The organism is Bacillus siamensis (assembly GCF_051628075.1).
In the GTDB taxonomy this organism is placed as follows: Bacteria; Bacillota; Bacilli; order Bacillales; family Bacillaceae; genus Bacillus; species Bacillus siamensis.
Window position 1 is genome coordinate 3,595,019 of record NZ_CP155579.1, and the last position, 24,158, is coordinate 3,619,176.

Genomic DNA, 24,158 nt, shown 5'->3' on the forward strand with positions numbered 1-24,158 from the left:
TTCCAAACGGATGAATCTAATTCTGAACGGCTAAATCATTGAAATTCAAATTCGGGTTTTGATTGTCTTCTTGGCTCGGTACTACAAGCACCCATCCGCTCCAAGCAAAGCTATTGCCTGATTGCTCAGCATCTCCGGCTAACAAATGTGTCGGGATCGTGATTCTTTTTTCCTCTTTTATTTTTTTAAAATTCATATCTCCATCTCCTCTAGTTTATAGAATTATTTGGAACCTACAACAATATATTAATCAAATAAGGGATAAATTGTAAACTAGTTTTGGAATAACGATTCTTTTTTCACTATAACTAATTAGTATATAATTACTAAAAATAAAAAAGCCCGGACCTAGTCCAAGCTTTCCTGCGTACCGAACACCTTCTCATTCCGTTCCAGCATTCGGATCAGATTTTTTTCAAATGCCATTTCTTCTTCCGGCGATAATCCGGCTGCATACAGGCGGCCGCTGCGTTCCTTCAGTTCGGTTAAGAGCGACAGCATTAAGTCCTGCACGGTAATGTCCGTTTGCAGCAATTCGCTTAATGAAGCCATCGTTTCAGGCCGGATGTCGGGGTACACGCCTTTTATGTCATTGCTTTTGTCTTTTAAAGCGGCTTGATAGAAACGTCTGATCAGATCGGCGCGTTCGCTTCCGCTTTTATCGGCGCAGAGGTAAATCTGAACCGCGGTTCCGCCCCGCAGGCGTCTTTGTGAGATTCCCGCGAATTTCCGCCCGCCGATGCTGAGATCATAGCTGCCCGGACAATACGATCCTTTAATTTCATATGCTTCAATTTCAGCATTGTACGGACGCAGCATCCGCCGCACAAGCTCCGTCATCGCCTCGTAGCCTCTGTCGATGTCGATGCCTTTTTTCTCATCTTCAAAAATAAGCGAGATATTCAGTACGCCTTCATCGAGAACGACCGCGAGGCCTCCTGAATTGCGGACAATCACACGATAGCCTTCGTCCTCCAGCAATTTCACGCCGTCCTCTAAAAACGGCAGGCGTGTGTCCTGAATGCCGAGCACGATCGTCTGGTGGTGCACCCAAGAGCGTGCTGTCGCAGGCGATTCCCCTTTGCCTACGGAGGCGCACAGCGTATCATCCATTGCGAATGACTGCTTCGCATCAAAATAAGGACCGAGGCTGGATTGGTCAATGATTCTCCAGCTCGGCTGCATCAATAAATCAATCGGTTGCTTTCCCATCTATATTAAATCCCTTTCGTCATAGGCTTTCCATGCATTTATTATATCATTCCGCTTAAGATGATTGAAATTGACTTTTCAAAAGAGCGATGAAGATTTCTTTGTTTTTTGTGTTCTCCATAATGGAAGATTGAATGATAGACAGTTTCCGCTTTAAGGAAAATCCTTTGATCTGAAGCACGGAAATGCTGCCGTGAAGCAGATCCTTTTGCAGTACGCTTTTTGACAGAACGGAAAGACCCATTCCGCTGATCACAGCTTCCTTGACGCCCTGGTTGCTGCTGATCGTCATCATGGATTTCGGCCGCAGTCCGTTTGAATGCAGGACATGATCCAAATACTCCCTTGTCCCCGAACCTTTCTCCCTCGTCACCCACGCTTGATTTTGCAAGTCGGTGACCGGGATGTTTTTTCTGCCTGCGAGCGGGTGTCCGTTAGGTGCGGCAATGCATAATTCATCCTCCATGAACGGCTGAATGTCGAGCTCGTTTTTCCCCGTATGTCCTTCTATTAATCCGATATCGGCTTGAAGCATCCGAACCGCTTCGCTGACCTCCTCCGTGTTCCCGATCATGACGTCAAGGTTCAGTTCGGGATACTCGTCATGAAGCTTTGCGAGAAGCGGCGGCAGAATATATTCGCCGATGGTAAAGCTCGCGGCGATTTTGAGCTTCCCTTTGACATAATGATGATGGGCGTAAATTTCGGTTTTCGCCTGCTCGTACAAGAAGACCATTTGCTTCGCGCGCTGATAGAGAATGTCCCCCGTCGGCGTAGTCGTAAAGTGCTTCGGGGAGCGGTTCAGCAAGGCGGTTTGGAATTCTTTCTCCAGATTTTTAATGTGAAGGCTGACGCTCGGCTGAGAAATCATCAGCTTCTGCGCCGCTTTTGTAAAGTTTTTTTCTTCGACGACTGCAATGAATGTTTTCAGTTCCCCATAATACAAAAAGCATCGCCCCTTATCATTATTTTTCCTGATTGGTTAGATCATATAAATATATTTTACTAATGATTAAGACCGCAGTAAAGTGAAGTTATCAACCTAATGGGAAGTGACGGAGATGAAGATGGTAAAGGGTGTTTCAGTTACCGCAGGAATTGCGTTTGCGGCTTTCTATGCCAGCCGCCTGCCGTTTTTAAATTTGCTCGGCATGCTTGTCCTCGCGATGCTGATCGGAATGGTCTGGCGCGCCGTTTTCGGACAGCAGGCGGCATTCGAGCCGGGGATTGGATTCTCAAGCAAATACTTGCTGAAAGCCGGCATTATCCTGCTTGGCATGAGACTGAACTTGACGGATATCTATCATGCCGGCTGGCACGTATTTGCAATTGCCGTCTGCTGTATGATGGTTGCGGGTGCCGTCGTATACGGACTGTCCCGGCTGTTCCGCATTGATCAGACACTCAGCATGTTAACAGCCTGCGGCACTGCGATCTGCGGGGCGGCTGCCATTGCCGCGATCGCGCCGCAAATCAGGTCAAACGAAAATGCGACAGCCATCAGTGCAGCCGCCGTTTCGTTATTAGGAACCGTTTTTACAGTTGTATATTCTCTTTCTTATCATGTATTGGGCTTTTCTCCTGCTGCTTACGGCGCCTTTTGCGGGGCAACGCTTCATGAGGTGGCGCATGCGGCAGCAGCCGGAAGCGCCGGAGGAAAAGCAGCCGTCGAGATGGCGGTGATCGTCAAGCTGACGCGGGTCGCGCTGCTCGTCCCGGTTGCATTCATGCTTGGAATGCGGGCGCGCCGCGGCGGGAAATCAGAGACGGGCTCTGCTGCTTCACTGCCGATCCCTTGGTTTATCTTCGGATTTCTCGGAATGAGCGCCATCCACACATCAGGCATCATTTCCGCCGCGCATTCCGCGTTTCTTGTTCAAGTGTCCTATGTTTTAATCGGCATGGCAATGGCGGGTCTCGGTTTGAACGTTCATATATCGGCGTTTCGTCATAATGGCTGGCGGGCGCTCGCGGCTGGCTTGATCGGCTCTCTCTGTTTATCGCTGTTTGGCTGGGCCGCAGTGGCTTTCTTTCTATAAAAAAAGCCGGCCTTCTTAAAAGGCCGGCTTTTTCCGGATTACAGCGCTTGAGCAGCCGTAATTAACGCAAGATTGTAGACGTCTTCCGCATTACATCCTCTGGAAAGATCGTTTACAGGCATATTTAATCCTTGCAGAATCGGTCCGACCGCTTCAAAGCCGCCTAAACGCTGAGCGATTTTGTAGCCGATGTTTCCTGCTTCAAGGCTTGGGAATACAAATACATTCGCGTCTCCTTTAATGTCGGAGTCCGGCGCTTTCTTCTCCGCAACAGACGGCACAAATGCAGCGTCAAATTGGAATTCGCCGTCAAGCGTAAGCTCAGGCGCTTTTTCCTTCGCAATTTTCACCGCTTCTGACACTTTTTCCGTCTCATCAGATTTTGCCGATCCTTTTGTAGAGAAGCTGAGCATGGCAACACGCGGGTCAATGTCAAACATTTGAGCCGTATTGGCGCTTTCAATGGCGATTTCAGCAAGGTCCTGGCTGTCAGGGGCAATGTTGATCGCGCAATCAGCAAATACATATTGCTCGTCACCGCGGGCCATGATAAAGACGCCTGATGTTTTTTTCACGCCTTCTTTTGTTTTGATGATTTGCAGTGCAGGGCGCACCGTATCGGCAGTAGAATGTGCAGCTCCGCTGACAAGTCCGTCCGCGAGACCTTTGTACACAAGCATCGTGCCGAAATAGTTTTCGTCTAACAAAGCTTTGCGGGCCTGTTCTTCCGTCGCTTTGCCTTTGCGGCGTTCTACGAAAGCCTGAACGAGTTCTTCCATGCCTTCATATGTATGCGGGTCAAAAATGTCAACGCCGTCAAGTGTGAGATTTAATTCTTTCGCTTTTGCTTCAATGTCTTCTTTATTGCCGACTACGATCGGCTTTAATACCTTGTTGCCCGCCAAATTGTTGACCGCAACCAGGATACGTTCGTCCAACCCCTCAGGAAATACGATTTTCACATCTTTTCCTGCTACTTTTTCTTGTACTTTTGTAAATAAATCTGCCACGATATACCCTCCTCTATGTTGACAAAAAACGCTTACTTTTACAGCATACTCTTCTTCCAGCTAAATTCAAATAACCAACTTCTATTATAGCGCTTTCAATAAGAAATCTTATTTTTCTAACTAATTTAACTGACGGGTAGTTTACGGCTTAGTTTCTGATACAAGGGGTGGGATTATTCAAGGTTTCTCCACAGCCGAAACGGTTAAACTGTGATATAGTGAAGGCATCAATGAAAAGATATAGGAGTGAAGATACATGAGTGAGCAGCAAAAAACGAACGAGGCCGCACAAACGCTTGACGGCTGGTATGCGCTTCACGATTTCCGCACAATGGACTGGACGTCATGGAAGCAGTTATCCAGCGATGAGCGCCTGTCGATTATACATGAATTTACGGGACTGCTTGAAAAATGGGGCGTCGCCCAAAAAGAAGGCAAAGGCTCGCAAACCATCTACAGCATCGTCGGACAGAAAGCTGATTTTATGCTGATGATTCTTCGCCCGACAATGGAAGAGCTGAACGAAATCGAGCTTGAATTTAATAAATCAAAGCTTGCTGAATTTACAATCCCGGCTTATTCTTACGTGTCTGTGGTAGAGCTGAGCAACTATCTGGCAAGCGGAGAAGGCGATCCGTATGAAAATCCGCATGTCCGCGCCCGCCTGTATCCTGAGCTGCCGGAAGCGAAATATGTCTGCTTCTATCCGATGGATAAGAGAAGAAGCGGAAATGACAACTGGTACATGCTTTCTATGGATGAACGCAGAAACCTGATGAGAAGCCACGGCTTAATCGGACGGAGCTACGCAGGCAAAGTCAAACAGATTATCACGGGATCTGTCGGTTTTGACGATTATGAATGGGGCGTCACGCTCTTCAGTGATGATGTGCTTCAGTTCAAAAAGCTTGTTTATGAAATGCGCTTTGATGAAGTCAGCGCGCGCTACGGCGAATTCGGCTCATTCTTTGTCGGAAACCGATTGTCTCTCGACACGCTTCCGAAGTTTCTGCACGTGTAACACCCACCCGCCTGTCCGGCGGGTTTTTTTATTTGTCAGAATTTAAATAAGATTTGCTGTTTTTATCATTTTTTTTACGATGTTAAGGAGATTCCATTTTGTAAAGGGGTGCTGACGGTTGTCAAAACGAACCGCATTTATTATGGGCGCCAGTCAGGGGATCGGCAAAGCGATTGCTTTGAAACTGGCGGACAATGGTTTTCATACCGTCATTAATTCGCGGGTTCCAGAAAATATTGAATCGGTGAAAGAGGAGATCCTCGCCAAGCATCCGGATGCGGGCGTCACCGTTCTGGCCGGGGATATGTCGGATCAGAAGACGAGAGCCGGCATTTTTGAAGACATCAGATCACAATGCGGACGGCTTGATGTATTGATCAACAACATTCCGGGCGGTGCGCCGGATACCTTTGAAAACTGTGATATAGAGAATATGACCAATACCTTTACGAATAAAACAATCGCTTATATCGACTCTATGAAAACAGCCGCATCGATCATGAAGCAGCACGAATCCGGCAGAATCATTAATATCGTCGGAAACCTATGGAAAGAACCCGGCGCCGACATGTTCACCAACAGTATGATGAACGCCGCTTTAATTAATGCCAGCAAAAATATCACCATTCAGCTTGCATCTTTTCACATCACTGTCAACTGTCTGAATCCCGGATTTATCGCCACGGATCGTTATCACCCATTCGTGCAGAACATGATGAAGCAAAACGGAATGTCCGAAGCAGAATCGGAAGCACGGATTGCCTCGGGCGTTCCGATGAAGCGTGTCGGAACCGCCGAAGAAACCGCGGCGCTGGCTGCCTTTCTCGCCTCGGAAGAAGCTTCTTATATTACGGTCCTGCTGCTGAATTTGTTGATTGATTTAGGAAACGCCTTTTTGAATAAGGTGGAAATTAACATTTATTAAATTATAGAAACTTTATTTACCGGTACAATGATTGATTGGCCTTATGCTCATATCTGCCATATCTTCTGTAAGCAAAAACGCTGAGGACAAAGCCAATGAGGGTGACGGCCGCACAGATAAACCCGACAGCTGCATATCCGCAGCCGACATAGACCGGACCCATGACAGCCGAGCCCAAGGTCACGGCCAAATTGGACGCCAGACTGTAGAATGCCATGATTTTGCCGCGGCGGCTCTGTGAGCAATCGCTTAAAATGGTGCTGAGCAAGGTCACCGTCAGGCTTTGCATCAAGCCCCAGATGAATAACCCGATGACCAAAAGCGGCATTGATGACGGCGCATAGGCGAGACAGGCAAGCCATATGCTGATCACGGCCATTGCCGTGATCAAAGAGCGCATTTTTCCCGCCTTGTCTGCGATTTTCCCCGTGAACACGCTCATGGAAAAACCAATTCCGTACACCATGATCAGCAGCCCGGAAGCTGTATTTCCCCCCGGCAGCACGCGGTGCAGATATGTGCCGAGAAAGGAATACATGCCGTAGAAACCGATCATGTTGCAGAAGGTGATCGTGAGGTATACAGGGACACGGGGCACCTTCAGCGCATCCCGGAAGGTGCCTGCCTGCAGTCCGTTTTCCTCTTCTGTTTTGTTCCCGTCCGCCGTGCTGCGGCGCGCCTCAATGAAAATGAGCGAAACAACGAGGACAGACATCAAAGCGAAAATCCAAAACGTCCACCGCCAATTCAAAACACCGCCGATAAAAGAGCCGATCGGAACGCCGAAAATCAAAGCGAGCGACCAGCTTGACACAATCAGCCCCATTACCTTGCCGCGGTACGCATAAGGCACACGGTCGCCGACGACCGCATATGCTGTCGGCACAAACGCCCCCGCCGCAAGCCCGGAAAGCGCCCTGCCCAGAAAGAAGAAAAAGAGATTGTGCGCCAGCGCGCAGATCACCGTGCCGGCCGTAAATATAAGCAGCCCCGCCATCAGGCTGAGCTCCCGGGAATATTTATCGCCGAGGGGAACGAGAAGCGGCGCGCCGATAAAAATCATTACTCCGTAAATACTGATGGAAAGCGCCAGCACACTGACATCCGAGCTGAAAGCCCGCGCTAAATCCGGGAGCAGCGGGGATATCACCAGCTCTTCAGAACCCGCGGCAAATACGCCTAATGTCAAAGCAAGCGCGAGACAGACCGGAAATCGGCGTTTCATTTCAATATGCTCGGTTTGTTGGCTGTTCATGCTCTTTGAACACCTCCTCCGTAAAACTTTTCTATCTTTTGTTGTTTTATAGTTTAGCATCCTCCTTTTTCATTTTACATTTCATTCGAAAAAGAATTCTGTTTTTTTATTTGCATTCAGTTTTTAAATAAGCTATTCATTTTACATTCAATAAATAATATAAAATATGCCGGCCGGTTATGCTATAGTGATAGAATCATTTGTTAAGGTGGGTCATGAAATGAATAACGCTGGTTCAAAGGCCGCCCGCGCAAGCCTCGGCATGGTATTGATTCTCGGGACGCTCGCTTCATTCGGGCCGCTTTCGCTCGATATGTATCTGCCCGCTTTGCCTGAAGTGGCGGCCGATCTCCATACGACAGCGTCCCTTGCGCAGCTGAGCCTGACGTTTTGTCTTTTGGGGCTGGCGATCGGCCAGATCGTTGTCGGGCCGCTCAGTGATATGATCGGGCGCCGGAAACCGCTGATTCTGTTATTGCTGCTTTATACGCTGGCATCTTTATTATGCGCCTTCAGCCCTTCTGTTTCGTTTTTAATTGTCATGAGGTTTATTCAAGGATTCACCGGGGCGGCCGGAATCGTCATCGCACGGGCCTCCGCGCGCGATATGTATTCCGGAAAAGAATTGACGGCTTTTTTCTCATTGCTGATGCTCGTCAATGGGGCGGCGCCGATTTTAGCGCCGATTACAGGGGGATTTATCCTTCAGTTTGCCGGCTGGAAAATCGTATTTATCGTGCTGGCGGTGATCGGCTGTATCATTTTTGCAGCCGTGCTTACGGCATTGCCTGAATCACTCCCGCCGGAAAGGCGGACAAGCGGCGGACTCAGGGAGACGCTGATGACGTTTCGCGGCCTGCTCGGTGACAGGATGTTTATGGGATTTGCGCTCAGCCAGGCATTTGTGATGACCGGCATGTTCGCATATATTGCCGGGTCGCCGTTTGTGCTGCAAAATATCTACGGCGTATCGGCGCAAATGTTCAGCCTGCTGTTTGCCGTAAACGGTGCGGGAATTATATGCGCCACCCAAATGACGGGACGGATGGCCAAAACACATGATGAACGGAAGCTGTTTGTCTCCGGATTGGTCATTGCCGTCATCGGGAGCGTCGCTTTGCTTTTATCGCTTGCTTTCGGTTTAGGTCTGACAGCGGTCTGCATTTCTTTATTCATCATTGTTTCTTCTGTCGGGATCGTCACGACGACAGGGTTTTCTTTGGCTATGCAGAAACAGGAGAAAGGCGCGGGAAGCGCAGCGGCTCTTCTCGGACTACTGCCCTTTATCGGCGGCGCGCTTGCCGCTCCCCTGGTCGGTATTGCCGGAGAAGAAAACGCCTGGCCGATGGCTGTCAGCATTTTCGGTTTTCAGCTCTTTGCCGTTCTTTCCTACGTGCTGTTGGCTAAACGGAAAACAAAGTAAAGCCCGCCGCTTTTTGCGGAGGGCTTTTTTTCTTATCCTGCTGCGCCTTTTTCCGAAGAAGCCGGCTCACGTTTCAAGCGTTTTTTGATACCGAAGTGGTAATACGCATAACAGATGATCATCAGCGGGACGCCGCAGTACAGGCCGATACGCTGGTCCGGAATAAAAATGAGACTGATTAAGATAAGACCGTAAACTGAAAATCCGAGAATCGGCACGATCGGATAAAGTGGCGTTTTAAATGCCAGGTCTTTCAGATTTCCTCCTTCAGCCAGAAAGCGTCTCCGGAAAACGAATTGTGAAGCGCAGATTGACATCCACGCGACGACGGTAATCATACCCGAGATGGAAATGAGCCACACATACACCGTTTCAGCAGCTACTACACTTGTCAGCAGCGATAAACCTGAGATGGCAATGGTGATGGACAGGGCTTTCAGAGGCACGCCTTTTTTCGTCAGTTTTGTTAAGGAAGCGGGGCCCATTTTACTTTTTGATAGAGACCACATCATTCTGGACGAAGCGTACAGCCCGGAATTCGCCACCGACAGCATGGCGGTCAGAATAACAAAGTTCATGATGTCAGCCGCATAGGGTACGCCGATTTTATCCAGCACAGCGACAAACGGGCTTTCGATGACCCCTGCCGTTTGGTACGGCAAAATGGACACGAGAACAAACATCGCCAGCACGAAGAAAAACAGCGTCCGCCATATGACGTTTCGGATTGAGCGGGGAAGCGTCTTTTCCGGATTTTCGCTTTCTCCCGAGGCGATTCCGACCAGTTCGGTACCCTGGAATGAAAAATTCACCATGACAAGCGTAAACAGCACGGCCTGAGCCCCGTTCGGGAAAAGCCCTTTATCCGTCGTAAAGTTTGACAGATACGGCGCCGTCTGCCCGCCGTTAAAACCGACAAAGCCGAATACGGCAGCGCAGCCGAGAATAATAAATAATACAATAGCCATAACCTTGACGCTGGAAAACCAAAATTCCATTTCCGCAAAACTCCGCGCCGACAGCGCATTAATGGAGAAAATGACGACACCGAATACAAGGCACCACACCCAAATCGGAACGGCCGGAAACCACCGCTGCATTAAAATCCCCGCCGACGTCAGCTCAAGCCCCACTGTATTGGCCCAGCTGAAAGCATACATCCACCCGATCGTAAAACCAGTAGACGGCCCGAGAAACTTTGCCGCATACGCCTGAAATGATCCTGCGACCGGCATGGCGACCGCGAGCTCCCCCAAACAAAGCATCACCAGATACATTAAAAATCCGCCGATCACATAAGCCAATATCGCGCCGATCGGCCCCGCTTCACTGATCGTAAAACCGGAGCCCAGAAACAGCCCCGTCCCGATCACGCCGCCGAGTGCGATCATAAACAAATGCCGGCCCTTCATCGTACGCTGCAATTCATTTTGATTGGTTTCTCCCTGCATATACATCCCCCTTATTCCGTTATGTCAGCCTTTTGTGCGTATGTCTAATCGGTAGCTGTGCAAAAGGTGCAGCGTCGTCTGCTGAATGAGTTTGGGCAGAACATGGAATGTGTACGGTTTATACACCCGTTCCGTCCATTTATGGCCATCCTTTCCGTATACCCCCATATTGACTGACGGAATATTTAATTCCCTTATTTCTTTAAAAGGAATCGTCCCGATGACATCCCAGCCCGGAAAATTATCGGTAAAGGCGGCGACCTCCGCGTCTGTTTCATGCAGCGATAAAAAGCTTCCATCCGCTAAATAAGGGAAAAACTTTTTAAAGATGAATGTTTCCCCCGTTGACGCCGCTGTTTTATCGACGGCTTCTTGAATGACATGCTGCAAAAGCCGGTCCCGCGTGCTCTCTTTCTTCAGATAATTGTGCGGAAGGTAAGGCGGCGCATAGAAAATAATAACCTTGGCACCCTGCTCAGGATCCAGTTTTTGCAATTCCTCGACGGCTTTAAAGCATCTCATCCGCAGTTCAAGATGTTCATATGTTTTAAATGCCTGCTCTATACACTGCGCCGGGTTGATGCCGCGGCTTCTCAGCCTTTTCAAGTAATCTTCCAGACTATAGACTTGAACGTTCCATGTGATTTCTTTTTTCGGGAGGCTCGTTCTCTCACAGTATTCGTCATAATAATCAGATAATTTTTGTTCTGTCTCTTTGCATGCTTCCTCAGCCACGGCAGTCAGCTGATCCATGACTTCTTTGGCGGTTTTCTCGTAAATAAAATAATTAAAATAGACATAGCTGCTGACGGCAGTCTGCACGTTATATGCTTCCTTGTTGTCACGCTGGTAGAGACAGGTCGGCGGCAGCACAAGCTCCCCTTCAATGTTTTCCGCCATATGAATATTGTTGTGGATTCTTCTGGTGATTTCTGAGGCGATCAAATTCGGGTCGATGCCGGACAGCGTATCACCGACATGCACCTCCCGCCCGTAAATCGCAAAGCAAGGCAAAAGCTTCCCTGCCGCGCCCGTGTAGATGTACCTTGTCGTGTCACCTTCATACAGCGGGGTGATGAAGTCGTTATTAATCGCTGCTAAATATCGAAGCTGCTTTTCTCGTTTCAGCCGTTTTAATTCAGAAATGCTCGTTAAAATGCCGGAATGCTGGCTTTCTTCATCCGGGTTTGCCATAAACAGAATATGGCCCGGCAGCTGATCGCGCCGTTCAGAAAAGTGAAGCAGATTGGCGAGATGAACGGCAATACCGCTCTGCATATCAACCGAACCCCTTCCGAACATCCACTCGCCTGAGCGGGCGTCCCGCTGCACGTCCCGATCAAATTCATAGCTTGAGAAATACGCCGCGAGACGGTCGGAATCAAAAGCGATATCTTTTAAAGGGCCGAAGTCTTCTATGCCGACCGTATCAAGATGAGCGTGATAAATGACCGTATTCAGGCTGTCACCGTTTCCTTCAATAAACGCGAAGATATTCTTACGGCCGTAAGGGTCCTCAGGAATCGCCTGCTCCCACACATGTGACGGGTTCTCCTGAAAGTAGGGAAAGCTCTTGATCATATCTTTGATATAGTCGGCTTTTTTTCCTTCTCCCAATGTGCCGTTGATGCTGTTTAACGCCACCAGTGATTTCGTAATGGCTTCTATTTTCTCCTCCGGAAGCATCTTGCTGAGCTGCTGATACATGTTCCATCCCCCTTACCCTCATATAGAGAAAATAGCGCGACTCTCTTTTTCATCGCGCTATTTCCGAAAGATTAATAGGCTTCAGACGTTGTTTTTGCCTGCATATGAAGAATCAGATAGTCAGGTCCCCCGGCTTTTGAATCGGTTCCTGACATATTGAAGCCGCCGAACGGCTGGTATCCGACAATCGCTCCCGTACATCCGCGGTTGAAGTATAGATTCCCGACGTGAAAATCTTCACGGGCGCGTTCAATGTGCGCGCGGGTTTTCGATAACAGTGCACCTGTCAGTCCGTAATCGGTATTATTGGCGATCTCAAGCATATGGTCGAAATCCCGGGCTTTTGAGATCGCGACGACCGGCCCGAAAATTTCCTCCTGCATCAGGCGGGCGTTTTCATCAACATCCGCAAAAATGGTCGGCTGAATAAAGTATCCTTTCGAATCATCACCTTCGCCTCCCGTCAGAAGCTTTCCTTCTGTTTTGCCGATTTCGATATACTTCATGACTTTATTATAAGACGCTTCATGGATGACAGGCCCCATGTATGTATCAAAATCTTCCGGACTTCCGACAGTGAGTGACTTCGTTAAAGCGACGGCTTTTTCGACAACTTCATCATAGACGTCCTGATGAATGACCGCACGGGAACCGGCTGAACATTTTTGGCCTGAAAATCCGAAGGCGGAATGCACGATTGAGGAAGCGGCAAGATCAAGATCAGCATCTCTGTCTACAAGCACCGTATCTTTTCCGCCCATTTCGGCGATGACCCGTTTCAGCCATTTTTGGCCCGGCTGCACTTTTGCGGCTCGTTCATAAATGCGGCATCCGACCGCGCGGGAGCCTGTAAACGACACAAATCTCGTTTTTGGATGCTCAACCAGGTAGTCGCCGATTTCTCCTCCGTCGCCCGGTATGAATTGGAGCACGCCGTCCGGCAGGCCCGCTTCCTTCATCACTTCAACGAATTTCGCCGCCACGACAGGCGCCGCATCCGCCGGTTTCAGCAGTATCGTGTTGCCTGTTACGATGGCTGCTGCCGCCGTTCCGGCCATAATCGCAAGCGGGAAGTTGAATGGAGAAATGACGATCCCCACCCCAAGCGGCTCATAATGATACTGATTATATTCTCCGTCACGGCTCTTTACAGGGGAACCGTCTTTCAGCTTCAGCATCTGACGGGCATAATACTCTAAAAAGTCGATCGCTTCCGCCGTATCCGCATCCGCTTCCTTCCATGGTTTTCCGGCTTCTTTCACTAGATACGCGGAGAATTCGTGCTTTCTTCTGCGGATGATCGCCGCCGCTTTAAACAGTACATTCGCGCGGTGTTCCGGCCGTACTTTTTTCCATGTTTGAAATGTCTGCAGCGCAGCCTGCATGGCCTTTTCCGCAAGTTCTTTTCCGGCCGCCGATACAGAGCCGATCACTTCTTTTTTATCAGCCGGATTGACGGAAATGATCTTTTTATCCGTCTCAATCGCTTCACCGTTGATGATAAGCGGATAATGCTTGCCGAGCTGTGAATTCACATAAGCCAGCGCTTTTTGAAACGATTGTTTATTTGTCTCTTCCTGAAAATTTGTAAAGGGTTCGTGTGCGTATGAAACTGTCATTAGAATTCCTCCCTGTATTTTGTAATGTGTGCTCACGCTTTATGAAGATGCAAGAAGCATACCAGCATAACAATTAGCCGAAAGCAGACGAAGCTTGTCTGAATCTGTCGGCTGCATTCAGGTGATGCAAAGAAATTTTGCGTTCCCCTGTATAAAAGGCGCAAATTTTTTTGCAGATCACCCTTATACCCAGCCGCGGAATCGGGCCGCTTCAGCCGATTTTCTGATGCCTGTCATATAGGCGGCCAAACGCATATCGACTTTGTGGGTATGCGCTGTCTGATAAATGGATTCGAACGAATTCACCATGACGCTGCGCAGTTTTCCGGCGACTTCCTCCTCAGACCAGTAAAAGCCTTGATTATTTTGCACCCATTCAAAATAAGATACCGTCACGCCGCCGGCGCTTGCCAAAATATCCGGTACGAGAAGCACGCCTCTTTCATTCAGAATTTTCGTGGCGTCTATCGTTGTCGGCCCGTTCGCCGCTTCCACAATGATTGAGGCTTTAATGTGATGGGCGTTTTCAGCTGTAATCTGATTGGAGATTGCGGCAGGCACGAGAATATCACAGTCTTTCTCCAGCAGCTCCCGGTTCGTTATGATATCTGAGAAGAGATTCGTCACCGTGCCGAAGCTGTCCCGCTTATCCAGCAGGTAATTAACGTCAAGGCCGTCAGGATCATACAAAGCGCCATGGGCGTCTGAGATGCCGATCACCTTGGCGCCGGCGTCATGCATAAATTTAGCGAGAAAGCTTCCGGCATTTCCGAACCCTTGAATGATGATGCGCGCATTTTCCAATGGAATCCCTTTTTTCTTAACGGCTTCCTCAATACAAATCGTGACGCCTTGCGCGGTCGCCGTTTCCCGCCCTTGTGAACCGCCGAGAACGATCGGTTTGCCCGTAATGAATCCCGGTGAATCAAATTCTCTCAGGCGGCTGTATTCGTCCATCATCCAAGCCATAATCTGCGAGTTGGTATATACGTCGGGAGCCGGAATATCCTTTGTCGGACCGACAATCTGGCTGATCGCCCGCACATATCCGCGGCTCAGCCGTTCCAGCTCACCGAAAGACATTGTCCGCGGATCACAGATGATGCCGCCTTTTCCGCCCCCGTAAGGAAGGTTTGTGATGCCGCATTTTAAGGTCATCCAGATGGAAAGCGCCTTGACCTCTTCCTCACTGACTTCCGGGTGAAACCGCACGCCACCTTTTGTCGGGCCGACAGCGTCATTGTGCTGCGAGCGGTAGCCCGTGAAAACCCGCACTGATCCATTGTCCATTTTGACAGGGATGCGGACGGTCAAAAGCCGCATCGGCTCTTTCATCAAGTCATACATATTGTCAGGATAGCCCAGTTTGCGCAGGGCCTCTTTTATGATCGATTGTGTTGACAGAAACAAATCAAGTACTTCTTTTTCTTCGTCTTTCTGATTGCTTTTAGAAAGCGGGTTGGCTGACATGTTTATCACCTCATCGTATTTTACGTGTAAGCTTCAATTACCGGCAGAACAAAACGTAAGCGCTTTTACACCAAGACCCATCAGTCCCTTTCACATAGTCGTTACGTCCCTTTTTATATGCAAGATTCATGCCAGCCTTTTGTGCATAAAAAAAGAGACTGTTGTCAGCCTCTCAGATTAAAGAGAAAGGAGGATTTGAAGACGTATACAGAAGAAACCTTATTGCTTTTATTAAAATCTAATACGTCTTAAACGTACAGAAAACGTTGTTTCTTGGAAGGGGATACTATTTAGAGATATACTTCCTTCCATTTGCTCTACTAATCTCTTAGTAATCGTCAGCCCCAATCCGCTTCCCTGATAATTGGTGTTTCTCGAGTCCTCCAATGTGTACATTCGTTCAAAGACACGGTCTTTATGCATTTCATTTATGCCTTTTCCTTTATCTGATATTTCTACAAAAACATCATTATCAGTTATTCTGATTTTTAAACCCACCATTTTACCATCGGAACCATATTGAATTGCATTCGTAATTAAATTATTTAGAACCCTCTCAATTGCATCTTCATCTCCGCGAACAAAGACAGGGTCATCGGGTATATCAATCACTACTTCAAATTCTTTGCTAATTAAAATTTCGTAGTAATCCAAAATTATTTTTCGGCTGACTTCACATATGTCAATTCGTGAATAATTTAATTTTTTATCACCTGACTCTAATTTCACAAGCTCAAAAAAACGGTTTATTAACGCTAATACCTCGACCGTTTTTAAATTAACTGTTTTTAGTAAACTCATAATCTTTTCTGAAGTCAGACTTTTATCGTTATTTATAATTTCAATATAACCTAGTATAACTGTTAAAGGCGTCTTTAAATCGTGTGAAATATTTGACAACATCTTTCGCATGGACAGTTCAATACTATTGTAGTTCCCTTTGATCTTTTGATTATGATCTAAAAGACGGTTTATTTGAATTAACAAGGATTTTATATATTTATCATCCGTGTTAAGCAATAATCTTTCGCCTGTCTCTTCATTAACAACTTTTCGAAGTTTATTTCTAATATATTTAATCTCAGTCCTTAGATTTAATCGGCTTCGGAAAAGAAATATATTTACTGCTGCAGAGCATATGAATAAAATAACCAACATATAAAACAATTTAAAAATCTCCCAACTTATAACCGATTCCCCACAAAGTTTTTATGTACATTGGATGAGATGGGTCGTCCTCAATTTTCTCTCTAAGCCGTCTAATATGAACATTAATTACATTCTCATCTCCATGATACTCATCTTCCCATACGGATTTATAAAGTTGAGACTTAGTATATACTTGTGAAGGATTAGAAATAAAGAGTTTTAAAATATTAAATTCTTTTGCCGTGAGATTAATCTTCTTATTGAATTTTTTAACAGAAAAGCCCTGCAGGTCAACACTTAAATCACCTATTTTAATGTTTTTTTCTTCCTTTGGAGACAGGGAGCTCTTATAGTGTCTTTCTCTTCTAATGGTTGCTTTAATTCTAGCTAATACTTCCAGCATAGAAAAAGGTTTAGAAATATAATCATCAGCTCCGAGACCGAGACCAAGTGCCTTATCTACATCTTCATCTTTTGCAGACATGATAAGAACTGGAATCATGCTTTTAGAACGAATCATTCTTAAACATTCCATACCATCTATCTTCGGAAGCATTAAATCCAATAATATAACCTCAAACTTTTGTGTGTTCAATATGTCTAAAGCTTCTTCACCGTCAAAAGCTGCTGTTACTTCAAACCCTTCTTTTGTTAAGCTTTCGCTTACCATATGGCTTATGAATTGGTCGTCTTCTACAATTAATATTTTGTAACCCAAGCTTTCCGCTCCTTAAATATAAAACTGATATTCTTATTTCACTGTTTATTTCAATCATTATACAGATAATTAATCTCATTATAATTCTTTTTTATCCAAAAGGAGATAAATACTCCAAAACATTTTAAATACAAACAAATAAGACAACCATTCTTCAATAGCGGGAATTGTTGTCTTGTGTTTTTCTCTTTTTATCTAACCTTTATCGAACCATCTTCACTAAATAGACTTACTTTATTACTTCCCACGCCAATTTCACCTTTTTTCACTTTTACGCCATCGTGGCTCTTATTAATCCCACCTAGATCAAGCGTTACATCAGAATTACTCTGAGCAAAAACAGCAAGTGAAGTTGGCGCTTTTTTAAGATACACCTATATCTCCTGATTTCGTATTTACTGATAAAGATTTTCCTTCTGTTATGTCCTTGATTGAAACCGTCCCATCTATAGAAGAAACCTTTACATTGGAACTATGTATTTCCTTCATCTCGTTATCGCCGCTTGCAGATGTTATATTTAATTTCTCAAAAGAACTATTTTCAACGCTTATCCCCCCATCCTTGGATGAAAACTTTCCAATATGAGCCGAAACATTATTGACTTTTTCATCACCGGAATGATTATCAACGACAATATTTTCAGCTGAAATTTCACTTAATTGTATATTCCCATCTTTATTGGTTATTTCAATATTGTTCATATCTGAATCGGGAACATTAATATAGATTGTGCCGCCCTGTTTTCCAAAAGTAAATCCTCCAAAAAAGCCGCTATTTTTTTGCTCTTTTTGACTAATGACCAAATCCTCCCCATCTTTTTGAAATGTAACTGGAGCTTTATCTTTCTGTCTCCCCTCAGCAGATACTGTAACCTCATTTGAATTACTCTTTTTAAATTTTACATCCCAAGAGTCTGTATATACTTTTAAAGTATCAATATTTTTTGCATTGCAGGAAGTTTTAAAGTTTTTTGTCTCTGCACTATAAAGACTTAAAACAATTCCGCCAATTACGATAGACGTTACAGACGTTGCTATAATTTTCTTCAATGTGTAATTTCTCCTTTGATTATTTAGACTAAATCTTTTTGTTCTATTTTACGGTAAGAAAGATAACCCACTGAAAGACCAAATAAACAAAGTAGAATTGGAATGATAATAAATTGACTTAAACTGACTGTTTCTCCTCCGTCGGAAACTGTTGCATTGATAAAGACCCCGATTATGACAGCCCAAGTGATTGTAGCAGCAGTTGATTTTTTTCTCATGCCGAAAAATAAAGGAATCAGACTCACTCCTCCCATCATAAAAGCGGTGAGAAGAGTCGATGGCATAGCGGAAATAACTTCACTCATTTCAACAGGCTTCTCGAATAAATATAAGTGCGGACTCACGAAGAGAATTAACAAGTTAATAACAAAAGTAGCAATAACAATACTTACAAAGCAGAATAGGAAGACAATAGATAGTTTAGCTTGCATTAATTTTTTTCTTTGTAAAGGATAAGTAAACAGCAATTGTATTGTTTTATTTTTATATTCATCAATAACTAAACGGGATAAAATCACAGCAGAAAAACTAATAAACACAATTCTAATAAGAATATTAGTTAGAGATATAAAATCTGCATAATCACGAAACATAAGTTCATTTTCATTTTTAGATTCCCATCCCATAAGAGCCACTAAGGCAAAGATGATTAATATCCAAAGTGCCACCCATTTAAAATACTGTGATAAGTGATGTTTTTTGTACTCTAATTTCATAAGTTTTAACATGCTAATAGCCTCCAGCAGAAGAATTTAAGACAATGCAAATAGGTGCATAACACAGACGGGCAATCTATCTAGTGTGCATTCCCTCCCCATTCATAGAATTTAAGAAGTATTCTTCTAAAGAACTGTGTTTTTTATTTATACTTTCTATACCAATGTCATTCAGAATAAGTGCTTTAGAGATTTCTTGTTGTGTAACTGCTGTTTCATAGATACGGATTAATTGTTGATCAATCATTTTAAAATTCCTTATCCCCAGATTTTGCTCTAAAATATATAACGCTTTTTTTATATTTTGGACTTTTACCTCTATATACTCTGTTTGTTTTCCGTTTATACTCTTCATAGAAACTTCTTTTATTAACTTGCCATTCTGTATGATACCAACAGTATCTGACATTTGTTCCATTTCGGCTAAAATGTGACTGGAGACTAATAATGTAATTCCATATTCTCTGCAAAGTAACTTAAAGAGATCCCTCAACTCTTTTATACCTATTGGATCCAGGCCATTAATTGGCTCGTCTAAAATGAGAAGTTCTGGTCTTGTAGAAATAGCTCTGGCTATTCCTAACCTTTGCTTCATTCCTAAAGAAAACTCTTTCACTTTTTTATTATCAATATTATGTAACTTTACAAGCTCGATAGCGTGGTCGATGGATTTTTTATCGTAATAGCCCATATATTCACAATGGAAATCTAAATTTTCTTTAGCAGTGAGGTTGTCATAGAAAATGGGATATTCAATAATGGTGCCCATTCTTTTTAAAACTTCAAATGACGTATCTGTTAATTTCTCACCGAAAATTTCTATTTCACCACTTGTAGGCTTGATTAAATTTGTAATCATTTTCATAATGGTTGTTTTACCTGCACCATTCGGCCCCAAAAATCCATAAATTTCTCCTTTTTTTACGTGCATATTAACTCCGGAAACAACTTCTTTTCCTTTAAATGATTTTGTAAGCTGACTCGTTTTTAAGATGTATGTCATTCGCTTTCCCCTTTCCCTATATACTCCTACTATATAAAGGAAAGTTCTCTTTTCTCTTAAGCAAATATTACTTTTTTCTTAAGATTTTTCTAATTAAATCTTATCCCCATTCTATAAATCATCTTTTGTTTTTTTAGGATGCATGATGTCCATAGGAGAAGAAAGGGAGGATCCCTTAAATTTCAGGTCCCTAACTGACCGCCATCTTCCAAGACATTTTTGATGAAATTGTTCTTCAGGCCAGCAATCATGATATAGTGGGCGGTCGTATCTTATTCACCGGCTCCACTCATATCAAAGTCAACAAAAACACAAAAACGAAGACATCCGCTGTCTTCGTCTTGTACGCTACCGATGGGCCGTCTGCCAGTCAAATCCGATGGTTTCGTCGTTCCATGGGATTCTTTTTTCATCCGGCTGATCCGGATTGTAGGACATTGTCGTGAAATAAATAATGGTCAGCGGGGTTTCTCCCAGCACTCTGTACCCGTGCGCGACCCCTTTGGGAATGAGAAGCAGCATCGGATTGTCTTCTCCCATGTAGTAGACATCCGTTTCTCCCTTGGTTGCTGACTCTTCGCGAAGGTCATGCAGCACGACCTGGGCGTGGCCCGTCGGGAAAAACCACAGGTCATCCTGTTTCTCGTGATAGTGAAATGCTTTAATGACGCCGGGATAGCTTTTGGACCAGGAAGCCTGCCCGAATCGCTCCAAGAGATGTTCATCGTCGCGGACAAGTTCTGAAAAGAAACCCCGGTCGTCACTGTGTTTGGTCAGCTTTTTGATTTTTACGCCTTCGATCACTTGCATTGCCCCTCCCTTTGTAAATAATCCCGCAGCGCATCCCGCCAGTGCCTCATGCCGAGCCCCTGCCGTTCGATCGACTCAAGGCTTAACACCGAGTAAGCGGGACGCGGCGTCTCATTTCCGTATTCCTCCGTCGTCACGGGCAGCACGGCGGCGTTCCTGCCGCTTTCTTCAAAAATGGCCTTGGCGAATTCATACCAGCTGCACACTCCGCTGTTTGCGGCGTGGTACGTGCCCGGCGGCCTGTCAAACAGACCGATCACCGTTTCGGCTAAATCCTTTGTATACGTCGGCGAGCCGACTTGGTCATTGACGACACGCACTTGTTTATGTGTATCCGCAAGCTTCAACATCGTATTGACAAAGTTATGCCCGCCGCTGCCGTACACCCACGATGTTCTGATAATGGTATGATTTTTTCCCGTTAACCGGATCAGTTCTTCACCGAGTTTTTTGCTTTTTCCGTAAATCGTGCCGGGGTCTGCGGGATCATCCGTCTGATAAGGCCGTGTTCCTTTGCCGCTGAAAACGTAATCGGTGCTGACGTGAACGAATCTCGCGCCGATGTTTTCAGCCTCAAGCGCGGCATAATAAGCGCCGATTCCGTTTATTAAATACGCTTTGTCGAGCTCCGTTTCACATTTGTCAACGGAGGTGTATGCCGCCGTATTGACGACGATATCCGGCTTGTAATGGCTGAATGAGTGCCGCACCGAACGCTGGTCGGATATATTCATCATCGCTTTTGTCAGGGCGATTACCTCATACCCTTCCCACTTCAGCAGGCGGCATAACTCCCGCCCCAGCTGGCCGGCAGCTCCGGTTACTAATACCTTCGTCAATCGGATCCCCTTCTTTCCGATCAGTCTTGGCTGTCTGTATACCAGCGAATGGTTCTTCTCATTCCTTCTTCAAATGTGACCTGCTGCCGCCAGCCCAGCTCATTTTTCAGCTTTGAGGCATTGATGGCGTAACGGCGGTCATGCCCTTTTCTGTCTTCGACATGAGCAAACCGCTCCTCCACTCCGAGCTCCTTCATGATAAATGCCGCCAGATCTTTATTCGTCCGTTCATTTCCGCCGCCGATATTGTAAATGTCACCGAGCGTTCCGTTTTCCAGCACGAGCTTAATGGCGCGGCAATGATCCTCGGCAAACAGCCAGTCTCTGATCTGCATCCCGTCGCCGTACAGCGGAACCGGCGTGCCGTTTACGGCGTGCCTGATAATGGTCGGAATCATTTTCTCGTGATGCTGGTAAGGCCCGTAATTGTTGCTGCATCTCGTAATGATGGCAGGGAGCTTATGGGTTTTCACATAAGACATGACGAGCAGGTCTGAGCCCGCCTTGCTTGCGGAATACGGATTGTTCGGAGAAAGCGGCGTCGTCTCTGTGAAAGCGGGATCGTCCGGCCCCAAATCTCCGTACACCTCGTCTGTGGAAATGTGAATCAGCCTGCCGGCTTTGCCCTGTAACACCGCGTCCGCCAGTCTGTATGTGCCCATCACATTTGTTGTGATAAACGGCTCTGCCTGATTAATGCTTCTGTCCACATGGGATTCAGCCGCAAAATGAATGACAGCGTCATACATTTGGGAAAATGCTTTATCAATGTCTTCTTTTTTGGAAATGTCACCTTTGATAAAACGGAAACGGCCGTTCTTTTTTAAGGCTTCTATTTCAAGCGGCCTGCTTGCATACGTGAGATTATCCAGGACGGTAATCTGCGCGTCCGTTTCTTTCAGCATCATGTTTGTAAAGGTAAGGCCGATAAATCCTGCGCCGCCTGTAATTAAATATGATTTTGGCATGATTAATGTTCCTGTCCTTTCTGTATTGCCTGCTGCGCCAGGCTTCCGGCGAGATAGAGCGATTCATGCGTGCCCGCATCCACCCACCAGCCCGTTAACACATCATACGTCAGCTCACTGTGTTCAATGTATAAATTATTGACATCCGTAATTTCCAGTTCGCCGCGTTTTGAAGGGGAAATTTGTTCAATATAAGAAAACACTTCTGCGTCGTACATGTAAATCCCTGTGACACATAAGCTGGTCGGCGGATGCTCCGGCTTTTCAATGATCGACTTGATCCGTTTGTTTTCTTCATCAATCTCGGCGATGCCGAAGCGCTCCGGATCGTCAACTTCTTTCAGCAGCACTTTTGCCCCTTTTCCCTGCTGTGCGAAACGTTCCGTATAAGGTTTTAATGAATCTTCGAAAATATTATCTCCTAAAAGCAGGACGAAGGGGTCGCGTCCGGTGAACCGCTTTGCGTACGATAAACCGTCTGAAATCCCTGATGCGGCGGGCTGAACCTGGTATGTGATCGACACGCCGAGCTCTTCTCCGTTTTCAAGAAGCTTATGAAATTGCGGAATATACTCTTTTTGCGTAATCAGCAATATATCCGTAATTCCCGCTTCTTCCAGCTTCATGATCGACCAGTAAATCATCGGGTACGGACCGACAGGGAGTAAATGCTTATTAACCGCTTTCGTCAGCGGCATAAGGCGCGAGCCGGTGCCTCCGGCTAAGATAACACCTTTCACATGAACACTTCCTTACGTGTGGTTTTATCACAAATCATAAAGAATCGCCGCCGCCCGTTTGATGCCTCTCCCGTCAACCAGCGGCGTTCCGTTCTGATGAAGCCCGAGCCGTCTCGGATAATCAGCAGACAGCTCAGACATATGCCGAGCGAGCACGTCCGCCGGGGTGTGTTCTCCCAGGCCGAGATGAACGGCGGCGCCCCGTGCGGCGAATTTTTCAGCCGTCACGGTTTGATGCGCCACTTGAGAAAGAACGATGCAGGGCACACCCGTACAAATGGTTTCATATAAAGTGATGCCGCCGGACACGACGGCCATATCAGCCCTCGTAAGAAGCGCGGCCATGTCATTTGTCTGCCTTACCATCTCGGCATAAGGCATTTGCGCGATAAGCGTGCGCACGTCATCAGCGTGAGCCGCGGCGCCGCCCATGACGATAATCACTTGTTTTCGATGAATATCCGGAATCCGGCGGCATGCTTCCATCACTTTAAAGACAAGCTTCTTCGGATCGCTTCCTCCTAAAGAAACCAAAATGGTCCGGCATTCTTTTCTCAGCTGATAGTGCTGTTTGGCTTTTTCAAATTCCGGATGAAGAATGATATATTCCGGGCCTTCATATATAACGGCTCTGCCCATTTTCATCGTCCGGCTTTTCAGCCTGCCGTATATGCCGTTTATGACGGCATCACATAAATGAATGACATGCTCCCGCTTTTCTTCAAATAAGACGATGCGTGCCGATGAATGCCGTCTGATTTCTTCAAGCCAGTCACACGGCATATCGAGCAGGTCGAATATGAGCAGGTCAGGAGCCTGCCTGTTTATTTCCCGGACAATAAATTCCTTCTGTCCCGTGTCAGGCTTGATGATCACTTCCCATTGATCAGCAGACAGGTATGAAGAAGCTTCTTTGTTGGTGTAAAACGTGATTGAGCATTTATTCAAAATGGCGCCGGCAAGCAGCTTCATCCTGACGGCGTGCCCCATACCGATTTCACGGCCCCCGTCTGCGAATATCAAAACCCGCATC

At 46.1% G+C, this 24,158-nt stretch carries 24 protein-coding genes; 4 read left to right on the forward strand and 20 right to left on the reverse strand.

Annotation, left to right across the window (positions count from 1 at the left end; all coding sequences use genetic code 11):
* Positions 1–16 precede the first annotated feature (16 nt).
* The 3 genes from ABDB98_RS17865 to ABDB98_RS17875 form a co-directional block, all read right to left on the reverse strand.
* Positions 17–196 (reverse strand): hypothetical protein, encoded by a 180-nt coding sequence (locus ABDB98_RS17865; RefSeq protein WP_016937575.1) that lies wholly within the window; start codon positions 194–196, stop codon positions 17–19.
* A 152-nt stretch (positions 197–348) separates the two neighbouring features.
* Positions 349–1,212: a lipoate--protein ligase family protein gene (locus tag ABDB98_RS17870; RefSeq protein WP_438420860.1), complete on the reverse strand. Its 864-nt coding sequence runs from the start codon at positions 1,210–1,212 to the stop codon at positions 349–351.
* Positions 1,213–1,267: 55 nt separating this feature from the next.
* Positions 1,268–2,158, reverse strand: coding sequence for a LysR family transcriptional regulator (locus tag ABDB98_RS17875; protein ID WP_016937573.1), 891 nt, complete (start codon positions 2,156–2,158; stop codon positions 1,268–1,270).
* 115 nt (positions 2,159–2,273) lie between these two features.
* On the opposite strand from ABDB98_RS17875, the gene ABDB98_RS17880 reads away from it, so the two are divergent.
* On the forward strand, positions 2,274–3,251 hold the full coding sequence (locus tag ABDB98_RS17880; RefSeq protein WP_159353560.1) for a YeiH family protein: 978 nt from the start codon (positions 2,274–2,276) through the stop codon (positions 3,249–3,251).
* Between the two features lie 38 nt (positions 3,252–3,289).
* Here the strand turns inward: ABDB98_RS17880 and pta are convergent, their stop codons facing one another.
* Positions 3,290–4,261 (reverse strand): phosphate acetyltransferase, encoded by a 972-nt coding sequence (gene pta / locus ABDB98_RS17885; protein WP_438420861.1) that lies wholly within the window; start codon positions 4,259–4,261, stop codon positions 3,290–3,292.
* Between the two features lie 256 nt (positions 4,262–4,517).
* Between pta and hemQ the strand changes: the two genes are divergently transcribed.
* On the forward strand, positions 4,518–5,282 hold the full coding sequence (hemQ, locus tag ABDB98_RS17890; protein WP_016937570.1) for a hydrogen peroxide-dependent heme synthase: 765 nt from the start codon (positions 4,518–4,520) through the stop codon (positions 5,280–5,282).
* 118 nt (positions 5,283–5,400) lie between these two features.
* A complete protein-coding gene (locus tag ABDB98_RS17895; protein WP_438420862.1) occupies positions 5,401–6,207 on the forward strand; it encodes an SDR family oxidoreductase in 807 nt (268 codons plus the stop codon).
* Between the two features lie 16 nt (positions 6,208–6,223).
* Here the strand turns inward: ABDB98_RS17895 and ABDB98_RS17900 are convergent, their stop codons facing one another.
* A complete protein-coding gene (locus tag ABDB98_RS17900; protein WP_438420863.1) occupies positions 6,224–7,462 on the reverse strand; it encodes an MFS transporter in 1,239 nt (412 codons plus the stop codon).
* Between the two features lie 220 nt (positions 7,463–7,682).
* On the opposite strand from ABDB98_RS17900, the gene ABDB98_RS17905 reads away from it, so the two are divergent.
* Complete coding sequence (locus ABDB98_RS17905; protein WP_438420864.1) at positions 7,683–8,885, forward strand: multidrug effflux MFS transporter; 1,203 nt, start codon at positions 7,683–7,685, stop codon at positions 8,883–8,885.
* Between the two features lie 32 nt (positions 8,886–8,917).
* Here ABDB98_RS17905 and ABDB98_RS17910 read toward each other — a convergent pair whose 3' ends face one another.
* The 15 genes from ABDB98_RS17910 to ABDB98_RS17980 all read right to left on the reverse strand — a co-directional run bounded on the left by ABDB98_RS17910 (position 8,918) and on the right by ABDB98_RS17980 (position 24,157).
* Positions 8,918–10,336, reverse strand: a complete 1,419-nt coding sequence (locus ABDB98_RS17910) for an amino acid permease (RefSeq protein ID WP_438420865.1) — start codon at positions 10,334–10,336, stop codon at positions 8,918–8,920.
* Positions 10,337–10,360: 24 nt separating this feature from the next.
* Positions 10,361–12,043 carry a M20 family metallopeptidase gene (locus ABDB98_RS17915; protein ID WP_438420866.1) on the reverse strand — a complete coding sequence of 561 codons (1,683 nt, stop codon included), beginning with the start codon at positions 12,041–12,043 and terminating at the stop codon, positions 10,361–10,363.
* Between the two features lie 71 nt (positions 12,044–12,114).
* Positions 12,115–13,662 (reverse strand): L-glutamate gamma-semialdehyde dehydrogenase, encoded by a 1,548-nt coding sequence (pruA, locus tag ABDB98_RS17920; protein WP_438420867.1) that lies wholly within the window; start codon positions 13,660–13,662, stop codon positions 12,115–12,117.
* Positions 13,663–13,845: 183 nt separating this feature from the next.
* Entirely contained in the window at positions 13,846–15,132 is a 1,287-nt protein-coding gene (locus ABDB98_RS17925; protein WP_438420868.1) for a Glu/Leu/Phe/Val family dehydrogenase, read from the reverse strand.
* Positions 15,133–15,363: 231 nt separating this feature from the next.
* Entirely contained in the window at positions 15,364–16,299 is a 936-nt protein-coding gene (locus ABDB98_RS17930) for a sensor histidine kinase (protein ID WP_438420869.1), read from the reverse strand.
* Position 16,300: 1 nt separating this feature from the next.
* Positions 16,301–16,999 (reverse strand): response regulator transcription factor, encoded by a 699-nt coding sequence (locus tag ABDB98_RS17935; protein ID WP_438420870.1) that lies wholly within the window; start codon positions 16,997–16,999, stop codon positions 16,301–16,303.
* A 191-nt stretch (positions 17,000–17,190) separates the two neighbouring features.
* A complete protein-coding gene (locus ABDB98_RS17940; RefSeq protein WP_438420871.1) occupies positions 17,191–17,373 on the reverse strand; it encodes a hypothetical protein in 183 nt (60 codons plus the stop codon).
* Positions 17,363–18,049 (reverse strand): DUF4097 family beta strand repeat-containing protein, encoded by a 687-nt coding sequence (locus tag ABDB98_RS17945; protein ID WP_438420872.1) that lies wholly within the window; start codon positions 18,047–18,049, stop codon positions 17,363–17,365. The genes ABDB98_RS17940 and ABDB98_RS17945 overlap by 11 nt, the downstream gene beginning before the upstream one ends.
* Positions 18,050–18,072: 23 nt before the next feature.
* The gene (locus tag ABDB98_RS17950) at positions 18,073–18,777 is read right to left on the reverse strand and encodes an ABC transporter permease (RefSeq protein ID WP_438420873.1); all 705 of its coding nucleotides are present in this window, start codon (positions 18,775–18,777) and stop codon (positions 18,073–18,075) included.
* Between the two features lie 64 nt (positions 18,778–18,841).
* Positions 18,842–19,768 carry an ABC transporter ATP-binding protein gene (locus tag ABDB98_RS17955; RefSeq protein WP_438420874.1) on the reverse strand — a complete coding sequence of 309 codons (927 nt, stop codon included), beginning with the start codon at positions 19,766–19,768 and terminating at the stop codon, positions 18,842–18,844.
* A gap of 348 nt (positions 19,769–20,116) precedes the next feature.
* Positions 20,117–20,572: a dTDP-4-dehydrorhamnose 3,5-epimerase family protein gene (locus ABDB98_RS17960; protein ID WP_029575291.1), complete on the reverse strand. Its 456-nt coding sequence runs from the start codon at positions 20,570–20,572 to the stop codon at positions 20,117–20,119.
* Positions 20,569–21,417 (reverse strand): dTDP-4-dehydrorhamnose reductase, encoded by an 849-nt coding sequence (rfbD, locus tag ABDB98_RS17965; protein ID WP_438420875.1) that lies wholly within the window; start codon positions 21,415–21,417, stop codon positions 20,569–20,571. The genes ABDB98_RS17960 and rfbD overlap by 4 nt, the downstream gene beginning before the upstream one ends.
* Positions 21,418–21,437: 20 nt before the next feature.
* Entirely contained in the window at positions 21,438–22,385 is a 948-nt protein-coding gene (gene rfbB / locus ABDB98_RS17970; protein WP_438420876.1) for a dTDP-glucose 4,6-dehydratase, read from the reverse strand.
* Positions 22,386–22,387: 2 nt separating this feature from the next.
* Complete coding sequence (locus ABDB98_RS17975; protein ID WP_438420877.1) at positions 22,388–23,125, reverse strand: sugar phosphate nucleotidyltransferase; 738 nt, start codon at positions 23,123–23,125, stop codon at positions 22,388–22,390.
* Between the two features lie 27 nt (positions 23,126–23,152).
* Positions 23,153–24,157, reverse strand: coding sequence for a PseG/SpsG family protein (locus ABDB98_RS17980; protein WP_438420878.1), 1,005 nt, complete (start codon positions 24,155–24,157; stop codon positions 23,153–23,155).
* Between the last annotated feature and the right edge of the window lies 1 nt (position 24,158).